The sequence below is a fragment of the Streptomyces tubercidicus genome (assembly GCF_027497495.1).
Lineage (GTDB): Bacteria > Actinomycetota > Actinomycetes > Streptomycetales > Streptomycetaceae > Streptomyces > Streptomyces tubercidicus.
On record NZ_CP114205.1, the window covers coordinates 162,449 to 186,457 of the forward strand.

15 protein-coding genes are annotated in these 24,009 nt (G+C 71.0%); 7 read left to right on the top strand and 8 right to left on the bottom strand.

Features of this window, described 5'->3' with window-relative positions:
* Window positions 1-74: 74 nt before the first annotated feature.
* The 6 genes from STRTU_RS00755 to STRTU_RS00780 all read right to left on the bottom strand — a co-directional run bounded on the left by STRTU_RS00755 (window position 75) and on the right by STRTU_RS00780 (window position 15,225).
* On the bottom strand, window positions 75-1,568 hold the full coding sequence (locus tag STRTU_RS00755) for an FAD/NAD(P)-dependent oxidoreductase (RefSeq protein WP_269777158.1): 1,494 nt from the start codon (window positions 1,566-1,568) through the stop codon (window positions 75-77).
* A complete protein-coding gene (locus STRTU_RS00760; RefSeq protein ID WP_269777159.1) occupies window positions 1,549-1,863 on the bottom strand; it encodes a (2Fe-2S)-binding protein in 315 nt (104 codons plus the stop codon). The genes STRTU_RS00755 and STRTU_RS00760 overlap by 20 nt, the downstream gene beginning before the upstream one ends.
* A 27-nt stretch (window positions 1,864-1,890) precedes the next feature.
* Window positions 1,891-3,054 (bottom strand): NAD(P)/FAD-dependent oxidoreductase, encoded by a 1,164-nt coding sequence (locus tag STRTU_RS00765; protein ID WP_269777160.1) that lies wholly within the window; start codon window positions 3,052-3,054, stop codon window positions 1,891-1,893.
* 192 nt (window positions 3,055-3,246) lie between these two features.
* Window positions 3,247-12,870, bottom strand: a complete 9,624-nt coding sequence (locus tag STRTU_RS00770; protein WP_269777161.1) for an Ig-like domain repeat protein — start codon at window positions 12,868-12,870, stop codon at window positions 3,247-3,249.
* A 524-nt stretch (window positions 12,871-13,394) separates the two neighbouring features.
* The gene (locus tag STRTU_RS00775) at window positions 13,395-14,477 is read right to left on the bottom strand and encodes a chitinase (protein WP_336298734.1); all 1,083 of its coding nucleotides are present in this window, start codon (window positions 14,475-14,477) and stop codon (window positions 13,395-13,397) included.
* A gap of 472 nt (window positions 14,478-14,949) precedes the next feature.
* Entirely contained in the window at window positions 14,950-15,225 is a 276-nt protein-coding gene (locus STRTU_RS00780; protein ID WP_269777162.1) for a hypothetical protein, read from the bottom strand.
* A gap of 535 nt (window positions 15,226-15,760) precedes the next feature.
* Between STRTU_RS00780 and STRTU_RS00785 the strand changes: the two genes are divergently transcribed.
* From STRTU_RS00785 to STRTU_RS00795, 3 genes are all read left to right on the top strand, one after another.
* Window positions 15,761-16,150 (top strand): peptidase inhibitor family I36 protein, encoded by a 390-nt coding sequence (locus STRTU_RS00785; protein ID WP_269777163.1) that lies wholly within the window; start codon window positions 15,761-15,763, stop codon window positions 16,148-16,150.
* A 270-nt stretch (window positions 16,151-16,420) separates the two neighbouring features.
* Entirely contained in the window at window positions 16,421-18,031 is a 1,611-nt protein-coding gene (locus STRTU_RS00790) for a sensor histidine kinase (RefSeq protein WP_269777164.1), read from the top strand.
* 143 nt (window positions 18,032-18,174) lie between these two features.
* Window positions 18,175-18,405 carry a DUF6480 family protein gene (locus STRTU_RS00795; RefSeq protein ID WP_269777165.1) on the top strand — a complete coding sequence of 77 codons (231 nt, stop codon included), beginning with the start codon at window positions 18,175-18,177 and terminating at the stop codon, window positions 18,403-18,405.
* 34 nt (window positions 18,406-18,439) lie between these two features.
* On the opposite strand, the gene STRTU_RS00800 is transcribed toward STRTU_RS00795, so the two are convergent.
* Both STRTU_RS00800 and STRTU_RS00805 read right to left on the bottom strand, forming a co-directional pair.
* Window positions 18,440-18,796, bottom strand: coding sequence for a hypothetical protein (locus STRTU_RS00800; protein WP_269777166.1), 357 nt, complete (start codon window positions 18,794-18,796; stop codon window positions 18,440-18,442).
* 55 nt (window positions 18,797-18,851) lie between these two features.
* Window positions 18,852-19,580: a YqeB family protein gene (locus STRTU_RS00805; RefSeq protein ID WP_269777167.1), complete on the bottom strand. Its 729-nt coding sequence runs from the start codon at window positions 19,578-19,580 to the stop codon at window positions 18,852-18,854.
* 198 nt (window positions 19,581-19,778) lie between these two features.
* On the opposite strand from STRTU_RS00805, the gene STRTU_RS00810 reads away from it, so the two are divergent.
* The 4 genes from STRTU_RS00810 to STRTU_RS00825 all read left to right on the top strand — a co-directional run bounded on the left by STRTU_RS00810 (window position 19,779) and on the right by STRTU_RS00825 (window position 23,974).
* The gene (locus STRTU_RS00810; RefSeq protein WP_269777168.1) at window positions 19,779-20,438 is read left to right on the top strand and encodes a TetR/AcrR family transcriptional regulator; all 660 of its coding nucleotides are present in this window, start codon (window positions 19,779-19,781) and stop codon (window positions 20,436-20,438) included.
* Window positions 20,439-20,494: 56 nt separating this feature from the next.
* Window positions 20,495-20,797 (top strand): hypothetical protein, encoded by a 303-nt coding sequence (locus STRTU_RS00815; RefSeq protein WP_269777169.1) that lies wholly within the window; start codon window positions 20,495-20,497, stop codon window positions 20,795-20,797.
* Window positions 20,798-21,225: 428 nt separating this feature from the next.
* The gene (locus STRTU_RS00820; RefSeq protein WP_269777170.1) at window positions 21,226-22,608 is read left to right on the top strand and encodes a family 2B encapsulin nanocompartment shell protein; all 1,383 of its coding nucleotides are present in this window, start codon (window positions 21,226-21,228) and stop codon (window positions 22,606-22,608) included.
* Entirely contained in the window at window positions 22,595-23,974 is a 1,380-nt protein-coding gene (locus STRTU_RS00825) for a cysteine desulfurase (RefSeq protein WP_269777171.1), read from the top strand. The genes STRTU_RS00820 and STRTU_RS00825 overlap by 14 nt, the downstream gene beginning before the upstream one ends.
* Window positions 23,975-24,009 lie beyond the last annotated feature (35 nt).

The window sequence follows — 24,009 nt, forward strand, 5'->3', positions numbered from 1 at the left end:
GGTGTACGGCTCTCGTTGTGGGCTTTTTTGTTGGCTGGTGTGCAGCGGCCCCCGCAAGGGGCGGGGCCGGTGGATCAGTCGCCGTCGGCCGGGGCGGTGTCCGGCCGGCCTCCGGCGGGCTCGTCGGGTGAGGCGGCGAGCGCCGAGAGCGGAACGGGTACCGCGAGCGGGCGGCGTTCGGCGGGTGGTTCGACCGGGCGGTGCGCGGCGGGTGGTTCCGCGGCTCCTTCGCCCGCCGCGAGGCAGGCGGTGGCCGTACCGCACATCCGGCCCTGACACCAACCCATACCGGCCCGGGTGAGGAGTTTGACGGTGCGTGCGTCATGGGCGCCGAGGCCGCTGACGGCCGCGCGAATCGTTCCGGCAGTCACTTCCTCGCAGCGGCAGACCTCCGTGTCGTCGGTCAGCCAGTCGGTCCAGCCCGCCGCCGGTGCATGGCTGACGGCCATCGCCTCGGCGAAGGCGCGCATCCGGTCCCGCCGACGCCGCAGCGCCCGCAGGCGCCCTTCGTGGACGGGATGCCCGTGGAGCCTGGCGGCTGCCGCGAGTCCGGCCAATTCTCCTTCGGCGAGGGCGAGTTGGGTGCCCCCTACTCCCCCGGTCTCCCCCGCCGCCCACAGACCGCGTACCGAGGTCTCCTGAAGGGCGTCCAGGGTCAGGGCCAGGGTCCCATCGGTGGTGCGGCGGGTGGCGCAGCCGAGTGCGGTGGCCAGTTCGATCTGCGGGACCAGGCCGTGTCCCACCGCGAGCGCGTCGCAGTCGATCCGACGGCCCGTCCCCCGTACGGGCCGCCAGTCGCGGTCGAGCCGGGTGACGGTGACGGCCGCCACCCGTTCGGTGCCGTGCACCTCGGTGACCGCGCTGCGGGTACACAGCCGGACCCGGTGCCGCAGCAGCGCGGCCCCGTGGACCGCCGCCTCGACGAGCTTGTGCGGATGGGCCGCGAGCGCACGGGGATGGCGCGCGTATCCCAGATAACCGGACGCCTCGATCACGGCGGGGACCCGCGCACCGGCGACGGCCAGCGACGAGGCGACCGCGAGCAGCAGGGGGCCACTGCCCGCCACGACGATCCGCTTGCCGGGCAGCACCAGCCCGGATTTGAGCATGGCCTGCGCTCCCCCGGCTCCCACAACTCCCGGCACCGTCCAGCCGGGAAAGGGGAGTTGACGTTCATAGGCGCCGGTCGCGAGCAGCACCGTACGGGCCCGCACCCGCACCGACCGCTCGGCGGTGCCGTCGGCCCCGGTGACGGCGTGCACCGCCCACTGCTCACCGTCCTCCTGGGTGACGGCCCAGACATGGTGCCCCGGCAGATGACGGACATCGCTTCGCTCCAGGCGTCGGCGCAGTGCGGCGAAGGCCGCCCAGTCGTGGTGCAGCGCCTCGGGCCGGGCCGCGCCGATGGCCCGCGCGGGATGCCGGTAGAACTGTCCGCCGGTCTGCGGCGCGGCGTCCAACAGGGCCACGGACAGGCCGAGTCCGGCTGCCGTGACGGCGCCGGCGAGACCGGCGGAGCCCGCGCCGATCACCGCGAGGTCGTACGGGTCAGACGCCGATACGGGCATGGCCGTGTCCCTCCTGGGTGGTGATCGCGTCACCGGGGCGGGCGGGCACCAGACAGGCCCGGCGGTTGGGCTCCCCATTGATGGTGGCCAGGCAGTCGTAGCACTGTCCGATGCCGCAGAAGGCGCCGCGCGGGCGACCGGTGGTGCGGGTCGTCCGCCAGGCGAGGATGCCGGCGGACCACAGGGCCGCGGCGACGGACTGGCCGGGCAGGGCGGGGACCGGACGGCCGTCCATCGTGATCTCGAACGGTGCGCCGGAGTTCGCCCCTGCCAGTTCAGCGGGCGTACGGGCCACTGCTGGCCTCCTCTCGTCACGGACGGGTCAGTCGGCGGATGCGAAGCGGGCGGGGCTGAACGGGCTTGCTTCCAGGGGTGGTTGCTCACCGCTCAGGGCCTGCGCGATCAGGAGCCCGGTGGCCGGGGCGAGACCGATCCCCGCGCCCTCGTGACCGCAGGCGTGCAGCAGACCGGGCACCCGCGGATCGGGGCCGATGGCCGGCAGGTGGTCGGGCAGGTAGGGCCGGAACCCCACGTACGTCCGCAGCGCGCGGACCCCGGCGAGGGCCGGGAACAGTGCGGTGGCCTGGGCCGCCAGACGGTGCAGCACCTCGGTCGACACCGTCCGGTCGAAGCCGACCCGTTCCCGGCTGGCCCCGATCAGGACGGGTCCGGCCGCGGTCCCCTCGACCACCGCCGAGGTCTGCAGCGCCGCCGAGCCGCTGGCGACGTCGGCAACGTAGTCGGCCGCGTACACCTTGCGCCGTACCACCCGCGGCAGCGGCTCCGTGACGAGGACGAAACCGCGGCGCGGCAGCACCGGCAGCCCGACGCCCGCGAGCCGGGCGAACACACCGCCCCAGGTACCGGCCGCGTTGACCACGTACGGGGCCGACACCTCGCCGGCCGTCGTCCGCACCCCCCGCACCGCTCCGTCCGGTGTGGTCAGCAGGCCGGTGACCTCCTCGCCGAGCCGCACGCGCACCCGGTCACCGCCCGCGCGCAGCAGATGCGCGGCGGCCAGGGCCGGCATCACCTGGGCATCCTGCGGATAGTGAAACCCCCCTGCCAGACCGGGAGTCAGATGCGGTTCCAGCTCCGGCAGCCGGTCCGCGGGGATCTCCTCCGCCCTCACTCCGGCCTTGTCCTGTCCGGCCGCGAAGTCGCGCAGGGCGCCCATTCCGGCCTCATCGGAGGCGACCACCAGGCCGCCCTTGGCCTCGTACTCGATCTGCGGCGGGAGAAGTTCCGCCAGCTCCCGCCACAACCGGGTGGACAGCAGCGCGAGAGCGAGTTCGGGACCGGGTTCCTTGTCGGAGACCAGGAGATTGCCCTCGCCGGCACCCGTCGTGCCGCCCGCGACCGAGCCGCGGTCGAGCACGGTGACGGAGAGCCCGGCGCGGGCCGCGTAGTAGGCGCAGGCCGCGCCGACCACGCCCGCTCCGACGACGATGACATCCGAGACATCCGAGATTCTTCCCGAGAGCACATCAGTAATATTTCACATTGCACTGGCCCTGCCAAGGGTGGCGCGTGATCCGGCCGCAACTCCCCCGGAGCCGGGGCCCGTCGCCCGTTGCCCATTGCCCATTGCCCGCCATCGCGTCCGGATTCTTCACGAGTCCTCGGGCCGGGGTAAGTCACGGACGCGCCAACAGTCGTGACAGCGGCGCCCTTTCCGTCAGACGACCAGCTGGCTCGTGGTGCCGGTGGAGGGCGCGAAGCTGACATCGCCGTTGTAGTTGCCGGTGACCAAGTGGAGGCCCCTGGGAAGCGGGTTGAAGGTCGCGCTGGCCTGTCCGCCGACGAGAGGCACGGTCTGGGGGGTGCGTCCCGGGATGGCGAGGGTGACGGTCCCGGTGGGCGTACCCGTTCCGGGGGCGACGGGAACCACGGTCGCGGTGACCGTGACCCGGTCCCCCGTCCCCGAGGGGTTGGGTGTGGAGACCACGGTGGTGGAGGTCGCGGACCGGGTGACGGTCTGGGTGTCACTGCCGGTGGAGCCTGTGAAGCCGGCGTCCCCGCCATAGGTGGCCGTGACGGTGAACGGGCTTCCGGTGGTGGTCGTGTAGGCGTGGGTGACGGTCGCGACACCGCCGGAGAGGGTGCCGGTGGCGGTGCCGGTGCCGTCACCGAAGCTGAAGGTGACCGTACCGGTCGGCGTACCGGCCGGGGACGAGACGGTCGCCCGGATGGTCACCGTCCCACCGGACGCCGAGGGATCGGGAGTTGAGGTCACCGTAGTGGTGGACACGTTCTTGCTCAGCGTTTGGGTGTCGGTGCCGGTGGAGGCCGAGAAGGTGGCGTCCCCGTTGTAGGTGGCCGTGAGGGGGAACGGGCTGCCGGACCTGCTGGCGTAGGTGTGGGTGACGGTCGCGATGCCGCCGGAGAGCGTGGCGGTACCGGCGCTGGTGCCGTCACCGAAGCCGAAGGTGACCGTACCGGTGGGAGTACCGGCCCCCGGCACCGTCGAGGCAACCGTCGCGGTCAGCGTCACCGCCTGCCCGGCCACCGACGGATCCGGCGACGACACCAGCTCCGTGGTCGTCGCCACCTTCCCCACGGTCTGCGTGTCACTGCCACTCGACGCGGTGAAGTTGCCGTCCCCGTTGTAGATCGCCGTGACGGCGTACGGGCTGACGGAGGCGCCGTTGAACGTATGCGTCACGGTCGCGGTGCCGTTGGAGAGAGGTTTGGTGGCGGCGCTGGTGCCGTCACCGAAGCTGAAGGTGACCGTACCGGTGGGAGTACCCGCCCCCGGCGCCACCGCGGAAACCGTCGCGGTCAGCGTCACCGCCTGCCCGGCCACCGACGGATCCGGCGACGACACCAGCTCCGTGGTCGTCGCCGCCCTGCCCACCGTCTGGCTGTCACTGCCGCTCGACGCGGTGAAGCCGCTGTCCCCGTTGTAGGTGGCGGTGAGGTGGAAGGGGCTGCCGGACCTGGTGGCATAGGTGTGGGTGACGGTCGCGATGCCGTCGGTGAGCGTTGTGGTGGTGGAACCGGTGCCGTCGCCGAAGGTGAAGGTGACCGTGCCGGTGGGGACGGCGGCACCAGGCGTGGCGGAGGCGACGGAGGCCGTGAGGGTGGTGGGCTGACCGACGACCGTGGGATCGGGCGAGGAGGCCACCGCCGTGGTCGTCGCCGCCTTGCCGACGCTCTGGGTGTCGTGCCCGCTGGAGGAGGTGAAGTTGGCATCGCCGCCATACGTCCCGGTGATGACGAACGGACTGCCCGAGGTGCCGCTGTAGGCATGCGTGACGACTGCCCGACCATCACTCACCGGCGCCGTCAACGTCGGACTGCCATCACCGAAATCAAACGTCACCGTCCCCGACGGCGCCCCCGCCCCCGGCGCAATCGACGCCACCGAAGCCGTCACCGTCGTCAACTGCCCCACCACCGTGGGATCAGGAGAAGACACCACCCCCGTCGACGTCGCCGCCTTACCCACCGTCTGGGTATCGCCCCCGCTGGAGGAGGTGAAGTTGGCATCGCCGCCATACGTCCCGGTGATGACGAACGGACTGCCCGACGTACCGCCGTACGCATGGGTCACGACCGCCAGACCATCACTCACCGGCGCCGTCAACGTCGGACTGCCATCACCGAAATCAAACGTCACCGTCCCCGACGGCGCCCCCGCCCCCGGCGCAACCGACGCCACCGAAGCCGTCACCGTCGTCAACTGCCCCACCACCGTGGGATCAGGAGAAGACACCACCGCCGTCGACGTCGCCGCCCTACCCACCGTCTGGCTGTCGCCCCCGCTCGACGGCAGGAAGCCGGCGTCCCCGTCATAGTCCGCGGTCACCTGGTAGGGGCCGCCCGCGCTCGTGTAGGTGTGCGTGATCCTGGCGACGCCGTCGGAGAGCGAGGTCAGGGTGGGCGGTGTGCCGTCCCCGAAGGTGAAGGTGACCGCGCCGGTCGGCACCCCTGCTCCCGGTGCCGTCGGTGCCACGGTCGCGGTGAGGGTCACCGGCTGGCCGACCACCGACGGGTCCGGCGTGGCCGTCACCGTGGTCAGTGTCGACGCCGGAGCGACCGTCTGGCTGTCCGTGCCCGAGGAGGAGCTGAAGTTGGCGTCTCCGCTGTAGCCCGCGGTCACGGTGTACGGGCTGTCGGCCACGGTGTTGTAGACGTGGGTGACGCCGGCGATCCCCCCGGAGAGCGGTGCCGTGACGGCCGCCGTTCCATCGCCGAAGGTGAAGGTGACCGTGCCGGTGGGGACACCGGCGCCGGGCGGGGTCGGGGCCACGGTCGCGGTGAAGGACACCGGCTGGCCCGTCACCGCGGGGTCCGGGGCGGAGCTCACGGTCGTCGACGTGGTGGCGGCGCTGACCGCCACCGTGTGGACTCCGGTGGCGGTGGCGGAGGTGAAGTCGTCGTCACCGCTGTAGTCGGCGGTGACCGTGTAGGGGCTGCCCGACGTGCCCACGTAGGCGTGTGTCACGGTCGCCACCTCGGAGGTGACCGGTGCGGTGACGGGTGCGGTGCCGTCACCGAAATCGAAGGTGACGGTCCCGGTGGGGGCGCCCGCGCCCGGGGGGACTGCGGAGACCAGGGCGGTGAAGGTGACCTGCTGTCCGGCCACGGACGGATCCGGGGAGGAGAACAGGGAGATGGTGGAGGTTGCCTGGCCGACGGTCTGGCTCCGGGTGCCGGTGGAGGGGCTGAAGTCGGCGTCCCCGCCGTAGGCGGCCGTAATGGTGTACGGGCCGGGGGCGGTGCCGGTCCAGGTGTGCGAGACGGTTGCCACACCGGCGGTGACCGTGGCGGTGACGGAGGGGGTGCCGTCGCCGAAGTCGAAGGTGACCGTACCGGTCGGGGTACCGGCCCCCGGCGCGGCCGCGGAGACCGTCGCGGTGATGTCCACCGGCTGGCCCGTCACCGAGGGGTCCGGCGAGGAGGCCACTTCGGTGGTGGTCGCGGCCGGGGTGACGGTCTGGGTGCCGGTGCCGGTGGAGGGGCTGAAGTCGGCGTCCCCGCTGTAGGCGGCCGTGAGGGCGTAGGGGCTGCCGGAGGTGCTCGCCCAGGCGTGGGAGACGGTCGCGGTGCCGTCCGTCACGGGTGCGGTGACGGGCGCGGTGCCGTCGCCGAAGTCGAAGGTGACCGTACCGGTCGGGGTACCGGCCCCCGGCGCGGCCGCGGAGACCGTCGCGGTGATGTCCACCGGCTGGCCCGTCGCCGAGGGATCCGGCAGCGAGCTGACCGTCGTCGCCGACAACGACGGCTGCACACCGTGGTTTCGGGTCCCCACGGAGGCGGTGAAGCGGTCGTCGCCGTCGTAGGTGGCGCGGACCGTGTACGGGCTGCCCGTGGCACTCGTATAGGCGTGGACGGCGGTCGCCACACCACCGGCCGCGGCGACGGTGACCGGCGCGGTGCCGTCGCCGAAGTCGAAGGTCACCGTCCCGGTCGGCGCGCCGGCCTCCACGGCGTCGGATGTCACCCTCGCGAGGAACATCACCGGCTGGCCCGTGACCGAGGGGTCCGGCTGTCCGCTGACGGTGGTGCTGGTCGTGGCCGGGGCAACGGTGTGGGTGTCGGTTCCGGTGGAGGGGCTGAAGTCGGCGTCCCCGTTGTAGGCGGCCGTGACGGTGTAGGGGCTGCCGGAGGTGCCGGGCCAGGCGTGGGTGACGGTGGCGGTGCCGTCCGTCAGGGGTGCGGTGAGGGGCGGGGTGCCGTCGCCGAAGTCGAAGAGGACGGTGCCGGTGGGGGTGCCTGCTCCTGGTGCGATGGTGGAGACGGTCGCGGTGATGTCCACCGGCCGGCCCGTGATCGAGGGGTCCGGCAGCCCGGTGACAGTGGTGCTGGTCGCGGCCCGGGCGACGGTCTGCGTGCCGGTAGCGGTGGACGGGAGGAAGCCGCTGTCCCCGCTGTAGGCGGCCGTGACGCTGTAGGGACTGCCGGACGCGCCGGTCCAGGTGTGGGTCGTCGTGGCCACCCCGGAGGTGACCGGAACCGTGGTGGGTGACGTGCCGTCACCGAAGTCGAAGGTGACCGTGCCGGTCGGTGTGCCGTCGCCTGGCGCGGCGGCCGAGAGGGTCGCGGTGACGGTCACCGGCTGGCCGGACACCGCCGGTTCGGGCGACGAGGTGAGCAGCGTCGTGGACGCGGCCTGGCCGACGGCCTGTGTGGTGGTGCCGCTGGAGGCGGTGGAGTCGGTGTCCCCGCCGTAGGTGGCGGTGATGGTGTACGGGCTGCCTAACGGGCCGGTGTAGGCGTGCTCGGCGGTCGCCACCCCGTCGGTGACCGGCTGCGCGACCGGGTCCGTACCGTCGCCGAAGTCGAAGATCACCGTGCCGGTCGGCGCGCCGCTGCCCGGTTCCGCCGCGGTGACGGTCGCCGTGAAGGTGACCGGCTGACCGACGACGGACGGGTCCGGCGCGGAGCTCACCGTCGTGGTCGTCGCGTCCGGCAGGACCGACTGCGGGGACGTGGCCACCGAGTTGGTGAAGTCGTCGCTGCCGCTGTAGGTGGCGGTGATCGTGTACGGGCTGCTGAGGCTGCCGGTGTAGGCGTGGGTGACCGTGGCGGCCCCGCCGGCCAGGGGCACCGTGGCGGGAGTGGTGTCATCGCCGAAGTCGATGGTGACCGTACCGGTCGGGGTACCGGCACCCGGCGGGACGGGTGCGACGGTCGCGGTGATGGTCACCGGCTGTCCCACGACCGCGGGTTCGGGGCCGGAGGTCACCTCGGTGGTGGTCGCGGCCGGGTGCAGGGTCTGGGAGCCGGTGGCCGTGGCAGGGCTGAAGTCGTCGTCACCGCTGTAGGTGGCCGAGAAGGTGTACGGGCTGCCGACGGCGGTGGTGTAGGCATGGGTGACCGTCACCGTGCCGCCCACCGCGGTGGCGGTGACGGTCGGGGTGCCGTCGCCGAAGTCGAAGGTGATCGTCCCGGTCGGGGTGCCCGCCGCCGGGGCCTCCGCCGCGAGGTTCGCGGTGAGGGTCACCGGCTGGCCGACCGCGGAGGGGTCCTTCGACGAGAAGACGGTGAAGGTCACCGCCGCCGCGTTCACGGTCTGGGTGTCGGTGTCCGTCGACGGCAGGAAGCTCGCCTCGCCGTGGTAGGTGGCGGTGACCGGATACGGGCTGCCGGAGGTGTGCGGGTAGGCGTGGACGGCGATCGCCGTGCCGTCGCTGAGGGGCGCCCGGACGGCCGGGGTGCCGTCGCCGAAGTCGAAGGTGACCGACCCGGTCGGGGTGCCGGCATCCGCGTCCGTCGAGGTGACGGTAGCGGTGAAGGTGACGTCCTGGCCGGTCAGGGACGGGTCGGGAGCGGAGTCCACGGTTGTCGAGGTGGCGGCCTGCTCCACCGTATGGGTATCGAGACCGGCCGAGCCGGCGAAGTTCCCGTCACCGCTGTAGACCGCGGTGATGGTGTGGGGGGCGGCGGCCGCGGTGTAGGTGTGGGTGGCCGTGGCCGTAGCGCCCGTGAGCGGGGAGGTCACGGCCGGGGTGCCGTCGCCGAACTCGAAGGTCACCGTGCCGGTCGGGGTGCCCGCTGCGGGCGGAACCGCCACGACGGTCGCGCTGACGGTCACCGGCTCACCGACGACGGACGGGTCCGGCGCGGAGCTCACCGTTGTCGAGGTGGCCGAGACGCTGGCCTCCACGCCCTGGGCGGCCGTCCCGGTGGAGGCGCCGAAGTCGCCGTCACCGCTGTAGGCCGCGGTGACGGGGTAGGGACTGCCGGCGGTGCTGGTGTAGGTGTGCGCCACCATGGCCACGCCGTGCGAAACCGGTGCGGTCGCGGGCGCGCTGCCGTCGCCGAAGTCGAAGGTGACCGTCCCGGCCGGCGTACCGGCGCCCGGTGGCACCGGAACCACCCGCGCGATCAGCGTCACGCTCTCGCCCACCGCCGAGGGCACCCGCGAGGAGGTCACCGTGGTGGTGGTCTCGGCCGGGTCGACGGCGTGGACGATGGTGTCCTCGGACGCGGCGTAGTTGGCGTCACCGAGATAGACCGCAGTGATCGTGTAGGGGCTGCCGGACACGCTGGTGTAGGGGTGGGTGACCGTTACCGTGCCGTCCACGAGCTGGGCGGTGAGGACGGGGGTGCCGTCGCCGAAGTCGAAGCTGACCGCCCCGGTCGGGATACCCGAGGCGGGCGCGGTGGGGGCCACGGTGACGGTCACCGACTCGCCGGTCACGGACGGGTCGGGTGCGGCGGTGACCGTGGTGACGGTCGCGGCCTCCTCGACGCTGTGCGTACCGATGCCGACGGACGCGGTGAAGTTGATGTCCCCGCTGTAGGTGACGGTGACCGTGAACGGGCTGAGGGGCGCGGTGGTGTAGGCGTGGGCGAGCGCGGCGGTGCCGTCGGTGAGGGGTGCGGTGACGGGCGCGGTGCCGTCGCCGAAGTCGAAGGTGACCGACCCGGTCGGGGTGCCCGCGGCCGGTGAGCCTGCCGCGACGGTCGCGGTGAAGGTGACCGTCTCGCCGGTGACCGAGGGGGCCGGAGTGGACGTCACCGTCGTCGTGGGCACCGCTGGGGCGACCAGCTGACTGTCCGTCCCCGCCGAGGGGTTGAAGTTGTCATCGCCGCTGTAGGCGGCGGCGACCGTGTACGGGCTCTCCGCCACCTCCGGATTGGCGTGGGTGACCTTTGCCGTACCGCCCTCGACGGGTGCCGTGACGGGCGGGGTGCCGTCGCCGAACGCGAAGGTCACGGTGCCCGTGGGCGCTCCGGCCGCCGGGGCCTCGGGGGAGATCTGCGCCACGAAGGTCGTCAACTGCCCCACTGTGGAGGGGTCCGGTGCGGAGTTCACGCTGGTGGTGGTGTCGGCCGGCTGCACGGTCTGGGTGTCGGTGCCGAGGGAGGTCGTGAAGTCCGCGTCGCCGTTGTAGGTGGCGGTGACCGGGTACGGCAGTTCGGCCGCGTCGGTGTAGGTGTGGGTGATTTCGGCGGCGCCGTCGGTGAGGGACGCGGTGCCGGGTGGGGCGCCGTCGCCGAAGTCGAAGGTGACCGTACCGGTCGGGGTACCGGCACCGGGCGCGAGCGCGCTGACCGTCACGCCGAAGGTCACCGGCTCCCCCACCGTCGACGGATCCGGCGTGGACACCACGGCGAGCGCGGTGCCGGCCGGCTGGACGCTCTGGGTGTCGGTACCGGAGGAGGTGGTGAAGTCCGCGTCACCGTCGTAAGTGGCGGTGACCGTATAGGGGTTGTCCTCCGCGGCGGTGTAGACGTGGCCGGTGGTGGCGGTGCCGTCCGTGAGCGGTGCGGTGACGGGCGCGCTGCCGTCACCGAAGTCGAACGTGACCGTCCCGGTCGGCGTGCCCGCGCCGGGCGCGAGCGCGCTGACCGTCGCACCGAACGTCACCGGCTCCCCCACCGTCGACGGATCCGGCGCGGAGACCACCGTCGTCGTCGACCCGCTCGGTCCCACCGACTGGCTGCCGGTCCCCGTGGAGGGTTCGAGGTTTCCGTTGCCTTGATAGGTGGCGGTGACCGTATAGGGGCTGGCGGCCGTACCGGCGTAGGCATGGCTGATGGCAGCCGTGCCGTCGGTGAGCGGTACGTCGACGGGCGGGGTGCCGTCACCGAAGTCGAAGGTGACCGTGCCCGTCGGTACGGCCACTCCGGGCGGGACGGCGGCAACGGTCGCGGTCACGGTCACGGGCTGCCCGGCAACGGAGGGCTGGGGCGCCAGGTCCACCGCGGTGGTCGTCGCCGCCTGCTCCACGGTCTGGCTGTCCGTCCCCGTGGAAGCCGTGAAGTTGTCGTCGCCGCTGTAGGTGGCGGTGACCGGGTACGGCAGCTCGGCGGCGTCCGGATAGGCGTGGGTCACGGTCGCGGAGCCGCCCGCCATCGGCATGGTGACGGGTGCGGTGCCGTCGCCGAAGTCGAAGGTCACCGTGCCGGTCGGCGCACCGGCTCCCGGCGGGGTCGGCGCGACCCGCGCGACGAAGGTGACCGGCTGCCCCACCTGCGACGGATCGGGCCCGGACGTCACGGTGGTGGTGGTCGACGCCGCTTCGATGACCTGGGTGTCCGTCCCGGTGGCGGGCAGGAAGTAGGGGTCGCCGCCGTAGTTGACGGTGACGGCGTAGGGGGTGTCCGACGGGCCGGTGTAGGCGTGCTCGACGGTGGCCGTGCCGTCCGTGAGGGAGGCCGTCACCGGCGCCGTTCCGTCGCCGAAGTCGAAGAGGACGGTGCCGGACGGTGTACCCGTCGTGGACGGGACCCCCTCCAGGGTTGCGGTGAAGGTCACCGGCTGGCCGACGGGGGCCGGATCCGGCGCCGAGGTGACGGTCACCACCGAGGGCGCCTTGTAGTCGAAGCCCCCGGGGAGCGTCACACTGCCCCCGGGCGTGGTCAGCACGATATCGGCGGGACCGGGGACGCCCGGCGGCGTCACCACGACGAGCAGGCTGTCGGAGAACGCGCGGAAGGAACTGACGGGGACACCGCCGATGGTGACGCCGGTGACACGGGCGAGGCCACTGCCGGTCAGCACGAGAGTGGTGCCGCCCGCGATCGGCCCGGTGTCCGGGCTGACGCCGGTGACATGAGCCACCGTCGCATAGGTGTAGAGCAGTCGGTTGCTCACTCCGCCGAGGGTGGTGACGTAGACGGGGACGGTGCCGGGACCCGTGGTGGGCGGCACCGTGACACTGATCTCCCGGTCGGAGAGCACGGTCGGGAAGGCGACGGCGTCACCGAAATACACCCGCAGCGAGGTGGACAGGTTGGCGCCGGTGAGGATGACGGTGTTGCCACCGCCGATCGGGCCGGTGGCCGGGGCGATGCCCGCCAGGCTGGGCCAGGGGAGGTAGAAGAAGTAGCCGACCCTGGCGGATCCGCCAGGGGTGGTGACCGTGATCGGGACGGACCCCTGGCCGGAGGGCGTCACCGCGACGATGGTCCGGTCGTCGAGGACGGCGAAGCTCGCCGCCGGGCGCGGACCGAAGTTCACGGTTGTGGCGCGGGTGAAGTTGCGCCCGATGATGGTCACCAGGGTGCCGCCGCCGGAGGAGCCCTGGTCGGGGAAGACACCGGAGAACTGGTTGCGCTCCGCCAACAGCCCGGGACGGGCCGCCACGGTATCGAGCCGCCCCCAACTCGGCGTGGAGGCAAGCCGGTTCCGCACCCCCGCGAGGGCGCCCAGCAGAGTGGCTGCGCCGTCGACCACAGTGCGGACGACCGGCCCCCCGCCGACACCATCCCGTACCGGCAGCGGTGCCGGCGCGCCGAGTAGGGGGACGACCCGGTGGGACAGCGGGTCGACGAGGGCGATGCCGTTCCCCTGACAGTCGGTCAGGATGGCGAGCCCATACGGGCTTTCCGGAGTCAGCATGAGGGTGCCACCCCCGGCACCGTGTCGCCGCCGGCCGGGCCAACGGGCCGATCATTGCCCGGCAGTTGAGGGAGAGTGGCGTGCCTCTCCCCCGGAGCCATCCATCGGAGAGCGGTGACGGGTACGGGGCACGCATTCGCGGGGCGCACATTCACGGGGCACGCATTGCGGGCAGCAGGCATGACGGCTCCAGGCCAAACTTATGGGCCCGCCGCACCATGTGACGCCCGCGCACGCGCGCCGCCATGGCCCGTCCTGCACATCCTCCACAGAGGAGCAGCGCTCGCACGGCACCGTCATACACCGGTGCTCCGAGACAGGCAGGGCGCCTTCCGCTCCCCCGGAAAGGATGGGCGGCCCACCGGTATCGGACCGCTTCAGTAACCCATCCCGGTGAGGCGCAGACAACACGCCGTGCACCAGCTCACCCGAACGGACGAGCGGATCCCGGTCACCGATGAACCGCGGTGGATCGCCACCCGGCGCGGTGGCGATCCACGTCCGCCCGTCCGGCGCTCCCCCGCTCAGTCCGCGAAGGCGCGCACGAACTCGTTCGTCTTCTTCCCGAGGCTCGAACAGGTCGCTACCGCCTTGAGGTTCGCCCCTCCCGGGCAGGGCTTGTCGCGGGTGATCGACCACATCGACAGCCGGCCGAGCCGCTTCTCCTCGGCGAACTTCTTGAGTTCGGCCGCGTCGTCGGGCCGGAAGACCTCACCCTTGACGTCATTCACGCCGATCATCGGTGTGACCCCGACGCTCTTCCACGCCGTGGCCTCGTCCCGGATGCCCAGCACCCCCTTGACCTGCTTCTGGGTGGCGGTGGCGGCCGCGACGGCGTATTTGCCCATGTCCCCGTCGTAGTACGTGCCGTAGTCCATGGCCATGATGTTCACGGTGGAGATCCGGGCACCGTTCTTCCTGGTGTCCTTCAGCACCGCGAGGGAATTCCGGTTCAGGCCGGAGGGCATCACCGGGAGCGTGACGGAGACATCCAGCTTCCCGCGCTGCTGAAGCCGGGCGATCGCCTGGGCGCGGAGCCGGTTGGCCTTGGTGTCCGTGAGCGCGGGGCCCTCGATGTCGAAGTCGGCCTTCTTCAGGCCGTAGGCGTCGATGACCTTGCTGTACGCGGCCACCAGCTTGTCCACCGAGCCGCAGACCCTGGCCAGTTCGTTGCCGCTCTGCCCGCCGAAGGAGACCCGTACATCGCCGCCCTGTGCACGCAGTTGGTCCACCTGCCGCGCGACGGGGTTGGCGCCGAGCGCCTGCCGCCCGCCCCACTTGGGCACACAGCCGCCCCCCGGGGAGACGAACGCCAGGTTGTACTCCTTCACCCCGGTCTCCTCTGCTCCCTTGACGAGGTCGAAGGAGGGCGTGAGCGAAGTATCCACATACGGCGAGAAACCGCTGGTTTTCGGAGTGGGGGCGTGGCTGCTCTTGTGCGGGGAGGGCACCACCGGGTCCGGACGCTTGGGCGGCTTCGCCGCCGGCTCCTCGGACGAGCAGCCGGCGAGCAGCGACGCCGCGGTCACGGCCGTCACCACCGCGAGGGCGGTCGATATCCGCTTGCGGCTCCTCCGAGAAGCGTGCGCGTCTGCGGGGTGCGTCATCATCGAGCTGCCTCCAACGGTGGGGGGTGGGCAGTGCAGTCCGAACCTGCGGCCTCTCGGCGGCGCCGGCGGAAGACTCCGTCCGGCGCGGGCCGCGTCCGGGGACTTCGGGCGGCGGGTGCGGGAGAGAAGGACCCGGTGCGGCGGCCCACCCGGCACACGCGACATCAGCACGTCAGCAGGTAAGGTCGGCCCGTTTGTCATGTCCGCCATCGTGCCATCCGATGCGGTTCGGACGCAGCGGAGGGTGGAAACGGGGCAGGACCCGGCGACCTTCCGTATGGGGCAGCTCACACCACACGGCCGGAACTCGGGCTCCGGTCCGTCCGACTCCCTGAGCGGTACCGGCAGCGGGCCGGGCCACCTCACCCACGAGCCGGGAGCCCCCGCGTGCCCACTTCAGCGCAGCCGGCCGGCCGTGACCGTCCGCCCCTACTGTCCACCGTGACCGTAACGGGACATAAGCCCCAGATCACGCGTCCCGCATCTCCGACAGCCGGAAGGGCCCGGCCGCACCGGGACCGAACATCACCGGCAGGTTGCGGCCCAGAGGTACGACGACGAGCGGCTCGTCGCGGTACTCCCTGAGGAATTTCTCCAGGGGCTCCCAGATCAGGCTCCGGTACCCGGACTCGGTCCGCTGATGCTCAAAGGAGAGGGTGAGCGCGGAGTCCATCACGGTGACGCTCACGGCGTCGACCTCCAGCCACTCTCCACCGATCCAGGCCTCAAGCCTTACGTATGACATGGCGCAAGGGTGCCCCGCGCCACACCCGCCTCGCAAACCGCACCACGCCCCAGGCAACAAACGTCGCCCAGCCAACCCACACACCACACCGCCGCCCGCCTGCCCCTCCATCCTCGCAGGTCGGACCGGCCCCGAGCCGCGGCGTCCGCCATCAGACAATCCACGGAAACCGGCGAACCGGGACCGTTGCCCGGCCCGCGCCGGTTGCGCTTGCCGAGCCCGTTGCGAAGCTGCTTTCGGGAGATGCACCCCGAGGCGTCAGAGCGCAGCGCGCCGCGTACGCCCGGTGCATACGCTGCCGCGCTCCAACAGCAGGCGGTCCGGCGAGAAATGCCCTGAGGACGGCCCCGGGCTCGGACCATACTGATGACGTTTCATCAGGCCGCCCGGCGACTGGGTCGCGAACCGACCCCCGGCCGAGGCCACCCACCAGTCGCGGCTCTCCCGCCCCGACGCGATCCCTCTCAGCCGCTCCACAGCGGCGTGACCCTTCCCACCTCACCAAGCCACCCTCACCAAGAATGGGACCACTGCCATGCGCCGTCTCCACCGTCTCCACTCGCTCGCCATCGCCGCAGCCGCCCTGACCGCCGCCTTCACGATCGCCCCCACCGCCAACGCCACCCCCACCGCACCCACCGGCCTGGCCGCCTACAACTGCTCCTCCGGGTACTTCTGCATCTACAGCGACTGGAACGGCGGCGGAACCCGCTGCCAGTGGTCACAGGCCAGCAAGGCGAACACGGCCGACAACTGTTCCTTCATCCAGCGCGGACAGAATGTGCGCTCCGTATGGAACAACACCGGACATCGCGTCCAGTACTACACCCAGACCAACTACCACGCACGCGTCGGCTCCACGCCCTCCCACGCCGGCGGCAACCTACAGGGCAGCTACCAAATCCGCTCCTTCAAGCCCCAGTAGGAGACGACGGCCGCGCGGCGGGGCGAGCCTCCACTCGCATGCTCTAGAGGCGTCCGCCCGAGCCGGCACTCTCCGGAGGATCCGGGCCGGACACAGGCGGCGTAACATACCGGGACTTGCCCGCACGTTCGTTTGGTCGCCGATATGTCCGCTGAGGTTGCCGGTCCCGCCGCCGCCCCCGCTCCACTCCCGGACCGGGCGCCGCCCCGTCCGAGTCCGTTGTTCCGGCTTCCCCGGCTTCCGTCCTGGTGGCGACCGTGGGGCGTGATCGTGCTGGACGCTCTCATAGCCGTGGGCTGTGCGGTGCTCGACGTACAGTTCCGCTCCACCTTCCCCGAGGGGCAGCTGCACAGCGCACTCCCCCAGGACTGGGCGTCATGGCTCACGGTCGTGGCCGCGCTGACGCTGGTGCTGCGGCGCCGATTCCCCCTGGTGGTCGTCGCCGTGATCACCGGGGGCCTCCTCCTGGGCACCGGATCCGTCCTGGCCACATCGGTGGCGTACTACTCGCTGGCCCGGCACACACCACGGCTGCGTACGGTATTCATCGCCGCGCCAACGGGCCTGTTGCTCGTGCTGGGCGTCGCCGCATCGCATCTGCGGCAGTACGCCGCGTCCCCCGGGACGCCCGGCGACCAGCAGCCGGTGGTCTTCGTGCTCGCGGGACTGCTCGCCGTGGTGCTGCCCGTGCTGAGCGGCCTCTACCCGCGAACTCCGCGGCAGCCCTGGTGGTGGGAGAGCCGCAGCGCGATGCTGTTCGACAGTCTGCTGGTGCTGCTCTTCCCGCTGGCGAATCCGGTCTCCCTGGTCAGCGGTCTGAACAACCAGAACGACGATGCCCTGCTGTTGCCGGTGCCGGTGCTCATCGTGCTCGTGATGCTCCAGGCGCTGGGCCTGCTCTGGCGGCGGCGCTATCCGGACACGCTCGCCGCGGTCGCGGTGCTTCTCCTCCCCCTCGTCACGCCGCCCTTCAGTATCCTCCCCGTCAGTCTCTACGCGCTGGCGAAGTACGGGTCGTCGCGGCGCAATCTCCTCATCGGTTCCGGCGCGTCGGCCGTGCTCCTCATCGGGTGGGCCGTGTACGTCACGCGCTCCCAGACCGAGGCGCTCATACCCTTCTCGATCTTCCTCGTGGTGCCCTCCGTAGTGGTGCCGGTGCTGTTCGGCATGTACCGGGGGGCCAAGCGGAGTCTGATGGTGTCCCTCCAGGACCGGGCGGACCGGCTGGAACGCGAGCAGCATCTGCTGGCTTCGCAGGCCCGGATGGAGGAGCGCACCCGCATCGCCCGGGAAATGCACGATGTGGTCTCCCACCGGGTGAGCCTGATGGTGGTCCACGCCGGGGCGCTGGAGGCCGGGGCCGGCGGCACCGAGGTGTCCGCGGACACCGGCCGTCTGATCGGGGACATGGGCCGGCAGGCGCTGAACGAGCTGCGGCAGGTGCTCGGCGTGCTGCGGGTGGACGAGGGGGACCAACGGGTTCCGCTCTCCCCGCAGCCGACCCCGGACGACCTCGCGACCCTCGTGGAGGAGTCACGGGCCGCCGGGATGCAGGTCGCCTTCGACGTCATCGGCGAACCGTCGGCCGCGGACTCCACGGTCCAGCCCACCCTGTACCGGGTGATCCAGGAAGGGCTGACCAATGCGCACAAGCACGCGGGCAAGGCACCGGCCCGGGTGGAGGTGCGGTATCAGAAGGACGCGGTGCGGGTGATCGTGGAGAACGAGGCCCCCGACGGGCCGGTCACCAGCCTGCTGCCCAGTGGAGGCCATGGTCTGGTGGGGCTGGGCGAGCGGGTGACCGTACTCGGCGGCACCTTCGAGGCCGGGGCACTGGAGAACGGCGGCTTCCGGATCACCGCCACGGTTCCCCTTCGGTGAGCCCTGCGCCCCTCTATGTAAGGAACGCCATCTAGCACGTAAGCGATGTCTCCGCAGGAGAGAGCGGTCCGCCGCGTCCGCTTGGCCCAAGACCTGCCGCCCTCCACTCGGTGAATCCGGGGGATATCGGGCAAGCTTCCGGTATGGGTACTCAACATCCGGAACCGGATCCACGTAACGCGCCGGGCCTCGGGCCCGGTGGCGGGGTGCCGCCCGAGGAAACGCCCGCGGGCGAGGGCAGCACCGGGGCGGAAACCGGTCCCCGCGATACACAGACGCGCGGCTGGTCCACCGGCCCGATGATCGTCCTCGGCATCATCGTGGTGCTCTGCGCGGCATTCTTCATCGCGTACGCCGTGATCGTGGCGCTGTAACCCTCGGCGGGCCGTGACGCCGGTGCGCCACCCGCTACAGCAGACCGGCGATGCTCGGCGGGGCGAACACGTGGCGGGCACGGTGTTCCATGATGAGTACGGGCGGCATCCGACGACTCTCGTCCGTCGTGCACCTTTCGCAGGACGGGTCGATGGCGGGGACGTCCGACTCATGGTGGGTGGCGATATGCCGGGCCAGCCGGATCTGGGTGGACACCACCGTGTCGAGCGGGTCGTAGTCCACCCCGGGCTCGCCCTCCTCCCGTGCGGCATCGACCACCTCGGGGGCGTGCTTCATCGCCTTGTACAGCTCAATGCACTCCTGGCAGCTCCACATCCATGAGGGAGGCAGCGGCCACTCATCGGCGCCGGGCGCGTCACTGGAATCCATGCCCGTCACCGTAGCGACCCGCCGGCGCCGCAGGTGGCAGATCAGCCGAATCCCCCTACTGAGCAGCGGGCTTCGCCGCACCCCCGTTGCGCCAGTACTGCCGCCGCTTCTCGTCACGTACGACGACCCCGAGCGCGGCCAGCTCTTCGCGCAGCTCCCGGAGGTCCGTGGTGGACTTCTTCTTTTCGAGGAGCTGTGCGCGGGCCTTGAGCAGCGCATTGGCCCCGTGCGGCAGTCCCGGCATGTCCGGTACCCAGCGCCGGAAGTCGTCCTTGTACGGGTCCTCGTCCGCCCAGGTGTAGCCGTGCGCCCGGAAGGCGTCGGCGAGGCGCCGGGCTTCCAGGTCGGACGCTTCCCGGGCGAGTTCGCTCCCGTCGTCGCCCAGCAGGACCAGTTCTTTGCCGTCCAGGAATGCCTGGGTGATGCGGTCGCGCGCGATCGCCTGACCCTTGCCTTTCCGGGTGAGAGTGATCCGCTCGCCCGATACGGCGACGGAGAGCTCCTCATACCGGGCGATGAGGCCCACGACCAGCCCCAGGGCCGTTCCGGCGGAGAGCAGGCCGACCGTGAGCCAGGGCTCCGGAATCGAGTTCAGGAGCCGGGCCGCCCCTTGCATCGGTGCCCAGGGCAGCGTCACCAGCCACCCCGCCAGGATCTTGATCAGCCAGCCGGCACCGGCTCCCACCAGCATGAGGACGGCGTGCACGAGCGCCGACATCCAGGCCGGTTGAGCCAGCACCGTGGTTTTGTCCATGCGGTGGCGCCGTGCGGTCAGGTCATTCATCTGTGGTGTCCCCCTTGAAAGTCTGCGTCGCCACGGCCAACGGGAGCCGGAGCGGTGCAACGCGGTGCGGTCCTGTCCGGTGCAAGAACGGAAGCCAATCATAAACCGAGTGCGCGGTCTATTATTGGTCGACACAGCCCCGTCGGAGGGGGGAAGGGGCCGTCCGTCAGATGCAGCAGTCAGTCATAGGGTGATGCCATGAGGACGATCGATCCGGCGAAACACGCAGCGCGGCGTCAGCACATCGTGCACGCCGCGTCCGAGCTGTTTGCCACGCAGGGGTTCGAGCGCACCACTACGGCGCAGATCTGCAAGGCGGCCGGGATGAGTTCGGGGAACGTGTTCCACTACTTCCCCAACAAGCGCGCGATCTTCATCGCCCTCCTCCAGGACGACAAGGACGCCAAGACCGAGCGGCTGGCGCGGGCGGCGACCGAAGCCGACCCATGGACCGCCCTCCTGGACGTCGTGCAGTTCCTGGCCGCACCCGCCGCGGAACCTCTGGCCCCGCCGCTGGTGATGGAGGCCATGCTCCAGGCACACCGCGACCCGGAACTCGCGGAACTCCTGAGCCAGGACAGCACCGACGAGCACACCGTGATCGCGGAACTGCTCACCAAGGCCGCGGCGGCCGGGCAGATCGACCCCGGCCTCGATCCGGACAACACCGCCTCGTGGGTCATGGCCCTCATCGCCTCGATGTACACCAGCGCGGCCACCGAGGCATCCTTCGACCCGGCCGGGCAGCTGCCCACCCTGCTCCTCATCTTGCAACGGTTCCTGCGCGGCGAGCCACGTGAGCACCGGAGGAGCGCCGCCATGGAAGAGCAACGCACCGGCGGTAGCGCAGTGACCTGACTTCCCCCGCTTCCGGCCCCAACTCCCCCTCCCCCCACAGAAAGACGACCCCACCCGTGAAGAAGAGTGCGATAGCCGGCGGCTGCGTCCTCGGTCTCTTCGTGATCGCCTGCGCCTACAAGGGCAGCGCCACCACCACCGATCCGCTGAGCCTCGCCGAATACAGGAAGATCGAGGCCGGCAGCAGCGAGAAGACCCTGTTCGCCTACACCAATACGTGTCAGCAGAACAGCGAGTCGGAGCGCGCCGACGACTACCCGACCACGTGGACGTGTTACGGCGCCGAAGGGGGCAGCAGCGCCGTGTTCTTCTACTCCGAGGGCGTGATGTTCAGCAAGTCGCAGACCGGGCTGGCATGAGGGCAGTGCACCGGCTACGCGAGCGCCCCTTCTTCACCGTGCGCAACAGCCGTATTCCCTAAGGGAGTTGGGCAGCGGCGGAGCCGACGGACCGCCACGAGCGGCGCCATAAGCCGGCCTTTAGGGAACGCAAAGCACCGTTATGAGGGTAAATCGCGTCGTAAATCGGGTGTCAGGCGATGTCACACGACAGGTCCGGATGACCCGGGACGCGCCTCCGCGAGGTTACTACGCGTGGTAGTGGCCCTGAAATGCCGGAAAATCGCCCATGCATTCGGGAATGCGCACTCAGTGCGGCGAGCGTTTCCGGCCGCACGCGGGCCGGGAGCCGGTTGTGCGCGGCGGGCTTCGACCAGACGATTCAGGCTCCTGCGTGCCGGTCGGCCGTGCGTCGGCCGAGCGGCATGCCCGTAGGCGAGGAGGGCCTGATGAACGACCAGACTAGTCTCAGCCCGGATGCAGCACGGCAGCTCGCGACCACTACCAAGACCAGCCCCCAGATGCGCGGCATCACCCCGCGCTATCTGCTGCGGGCCCTGCCATGGGTGGATGTGGAATCCGGTGTCTTCCGCGTCAACCGCCGCCGGACCTACGTCCTCGGCGACGACCGCATCAGCGTCCACGCCGACGGCGGTTCGCCCCGTGTGATCCCGGGCGACCTGCGGGAGTTGCCGTATCTCCGGGATGCCGACGACGCCCTGCTCGCCGAACTCGCGGGCTCCTTCACGGAAGTCAGCTTCGAGGCCGGCCAGATGCTGGCGCAGGACGGCGATGCGCACGACAAGCTGTGGGTGATCGCCCAGGGCCGCGCCGAGAAGCGGGTGAGCGGCCGCTACGGCGAGGACGCGGTGCTCGAAGTGATCGGTGACGGCCAGTACTTCGACCTGGACGCATGGACCCGTTCCGAGCCGCTGCCCTACCGCGTCCGGGCGCTCACCCCCGGTGTGGCGCTGTGTGTCGAGCGCAGTGTGCTGGAGGGGCTGTGTGAACGCGAAACGGCGGTGCGGGGAGCGATGGACGCCTACCTCGCGGCGGACGGTGTGCTGCCGGGCGCCGAGGTGCCGGTCGATCTCAGCTCCGGGCACATCGGCGAACCCGACCTTCCCGCGACGTACGTCGACTACGAGGACACGCCCCGCGAGTACCACATGAGCCTCGCCCAGACCGTGTTGCGGGTGCACACCAGGGTCTCCGACCTCTACAACGGGCCCATCGACCAGATCCGGGCGCAGTCCAACCTCACCGCGCACGCACTGCGCGAGCGGCAGGAGGCCGCGCTGCTCAACCACCCGGAGTTCGGCCTCTTCAACAATGTGGCCCCCGGGCAGCGGGTCCAGGCCCGCACCGGTTCCCCGACCCCCGACGATCTGGACGAGCTGCTGACCCGGGTCTGGAAGCAGCCCGGCTACTTCCTCGCGCACCCCAGGGCCATCGCCGCGTTCGGCCGGGAGTGTACGCGTCGGGGGGTGCCCCCGGTCATCGACACCCGGTTCGGCAGCCCGCTGCTGAGCTGGCGCGGTGTCCCGCTGCTCCCGTCCGACAAGGTGCGGTTCTCCGGCAGTGCGGGCGTCGGCACCACCGAGATCCTGCTGATGCGGGTGGGCGAGGCCGAGCAGGGTGTGGTGGGTCTGCGTCCCGCGAAGGTCGAGGACGAGGTGGAGCCCGGTCTGTCGATGCGGAACATGGGCGTCGACCAGAAGGGCATCACGTCGTACCTGATGACGGCGTACTTCAATACGGCGGTACTGGTAGAGGACGCGGTCGCCGTGCTCCAGAACGTCGAGGTCTCCAACTACCATGACTACTCCTGACGTCGTCCGGGGTCTGTGGCCGGGGGCGCCGGCTCCGAACCTCCTCGGTGACGGTCTGCTGTCGCCCGATCCGGCCACGACCCCGGCCACGGAAGCGGACATTCCGGCCGCCCACCCCGCACAGTTCACCGGCCTCCCCGGCCAAACAGCCGCCTTCTCACCGGAGTTGGCGCGCCGCGATGTCCCGATCCTGCACCGGACGGTGAACGGGCACCCACTGGTCTGGCTGGACAACGGGGCCACCACACAGAAGCCACGCCAGGTGATCGAGGCACTGGCCGGCTTCTACGGATCCGCCAACTCCAATATCCACCGCGGTGCGCACACCATGGCCCGGGAGGCCACCGAGGCGTACGAGGCGGGCCGGTCGGCGGTCGCCCAGTTCCTGGGGGCGCCGTCACCGGACGACATCGTCTTCGTACGCGGCACGACCGAGGCCATCAACCTCGTCGCGCAGAGCTGGGGCCGGGCGAACCTCGGCCCCGGGGACGACATCCTGGTGCCGGTGCTGGAGCACCATTCGAATATCGTGCCGTGGCAGTTGATCGCCCAGCAGACCCGGGCCCGGGTGGTACCCGTACCACTGCAGCCCAACGGGCAGATCGACCTCACCGCGTACGACGATCTGCTCTCCATGCGCACCCAGCTCGTCGCGCTCAGCCAGGCGTCGAATGTGCTGGGAACCGTCCCGCCCGTACGCGAGATGACCGCCCTCGCCCACCGCTACGGGGCCAAGGTCCTGGTGGACGGGGCCCAGGCGGTGGCGCACTTCCCGGTCGATGTGCAGGACCTGGACGCCGACTTCTATGTGTTCTCCGGGCACAAGCTGTTCGCCCCCACGGGCATCGGCGCGCTGTACGCGAAGCCGGAGATCCTGCGGGACATGGCGCCGTGGCAGGGCGGCGGCAACATGATCGAGTCGGTCGACTTCTCCCGTACCACCTATGCCCCCGTCCCTCACCTCCTGGAGGCCGGTACCGGACATATCTCCGGCGTGGTCGGTCTGCTGGCCGCGCTGAACTGGCTGACCTCCTTCGACCGCGACGCCATCACCGCATACGAGACCTCACTGATGGCGTACGCACAGCAAGCCCTGGCCACGGTTCCGGGGTTGGAACTACTGGGCTCCGCGCCCGACCGCATCGCCGTACTGACCTTCACCCTCGCCGGCCATGACCCGTCGGAGATCGCCGCCTGGCTGGACCGTGACGGCATCGCCATCCGGGCCGGGCACCACTGCGCCCAGCCGGCGCTGGCCCACTACGGGCTGGCGAGCGCGGCCCGCGCCTCGCTCGCGCTCTACAACACATCCGAGGAGGTGGACAAGCTGGTGGCTTCCCTGCAGCAGCTGCAGCAGGCCGCCTGACGCTCCGTCCGTCCGATGTCGCCAACCGGGTCCGC

Bases quoted from the DNA above. Each gene is read 5' to 3' on its own strand.
- STRTU_RS00755 (WP_269777158.1), bottom strand. From the start codon at position 1,568: ATGCCCGTATCGGCGTCTGACCCGTACGACCTCGCGGTGATCGGCGCG.
- STRTU_RS00800 (WP_269777166.1), bottom strand. From the start codon at position 18,796: ATGGATTCCAGTGACGCGCCCGGCGCCGATGAGTGGCCGCTGCCTCCC.
- STRTU_RS00785 (WP_269777163.1), top strand. From the start codon at position 15,761: ATGCGCCGTCTCCACCGTCTCCACTCGCTCGCCATCGCCGCAGCCGCC.
- STRTU_RS00770 (WP_269777161.1), bottom strand. From the start codon at position 12,870: ATGCTGACTCCGGAAAGCCCGTATGGGCTCGCCATCCTGACCGACTGT.
- STRTU_RS00825 (WP_269777171.1), top strand. From the start codon at position 22,595: ATGACTACTCCTGACGTCGTCCGGGGTCTGTGGCCGGGGGCGCCGGCT.
- STRTU_RS00805 (WP_269777167.1), bottom strand. From the start codon at position 19,580: ATGAATGACCTGACCGCACGGCGCCACCGCATGGACAAAACCACGGTG.
- STRTU_RS00780 (WP_269777162.1), bottom strand. From the start codon at position 15,225: ATGTCATACGTAAGGCTTGAGGCCTGGATCGGTGGAGAGTGGCTGGAG.
- STRTU_RS00795 (WP_269777165.1), top strand. From the start codon at position 18,175: ATGGGTACTCAACATCCGGAACCGGATCCACGTAACGCGCCGGGCCTC.
- STRTU_RS00820 (WP_269777170.1), top strand. From the start codon at position 21,226: ATGAACGACCAGACTAGTCTCAGCCCGGATGCAGCACGGCAGCTCGCG.
- STRTU_RS00775 (WP_336298734.1), bottom strand. From the start codon at position 14,477: ATGACGCACCCCGCAGACGCGCACGCTTCTCGGAGGAGCCGCAAGCGG.
- STRTU_RS00810 (WP_269777168.1), top strand. From the start codon at position 19,779: ATGAGGACGATCGATCCGGCGAAACACGCAGCGCGGCGTCAGCACATC.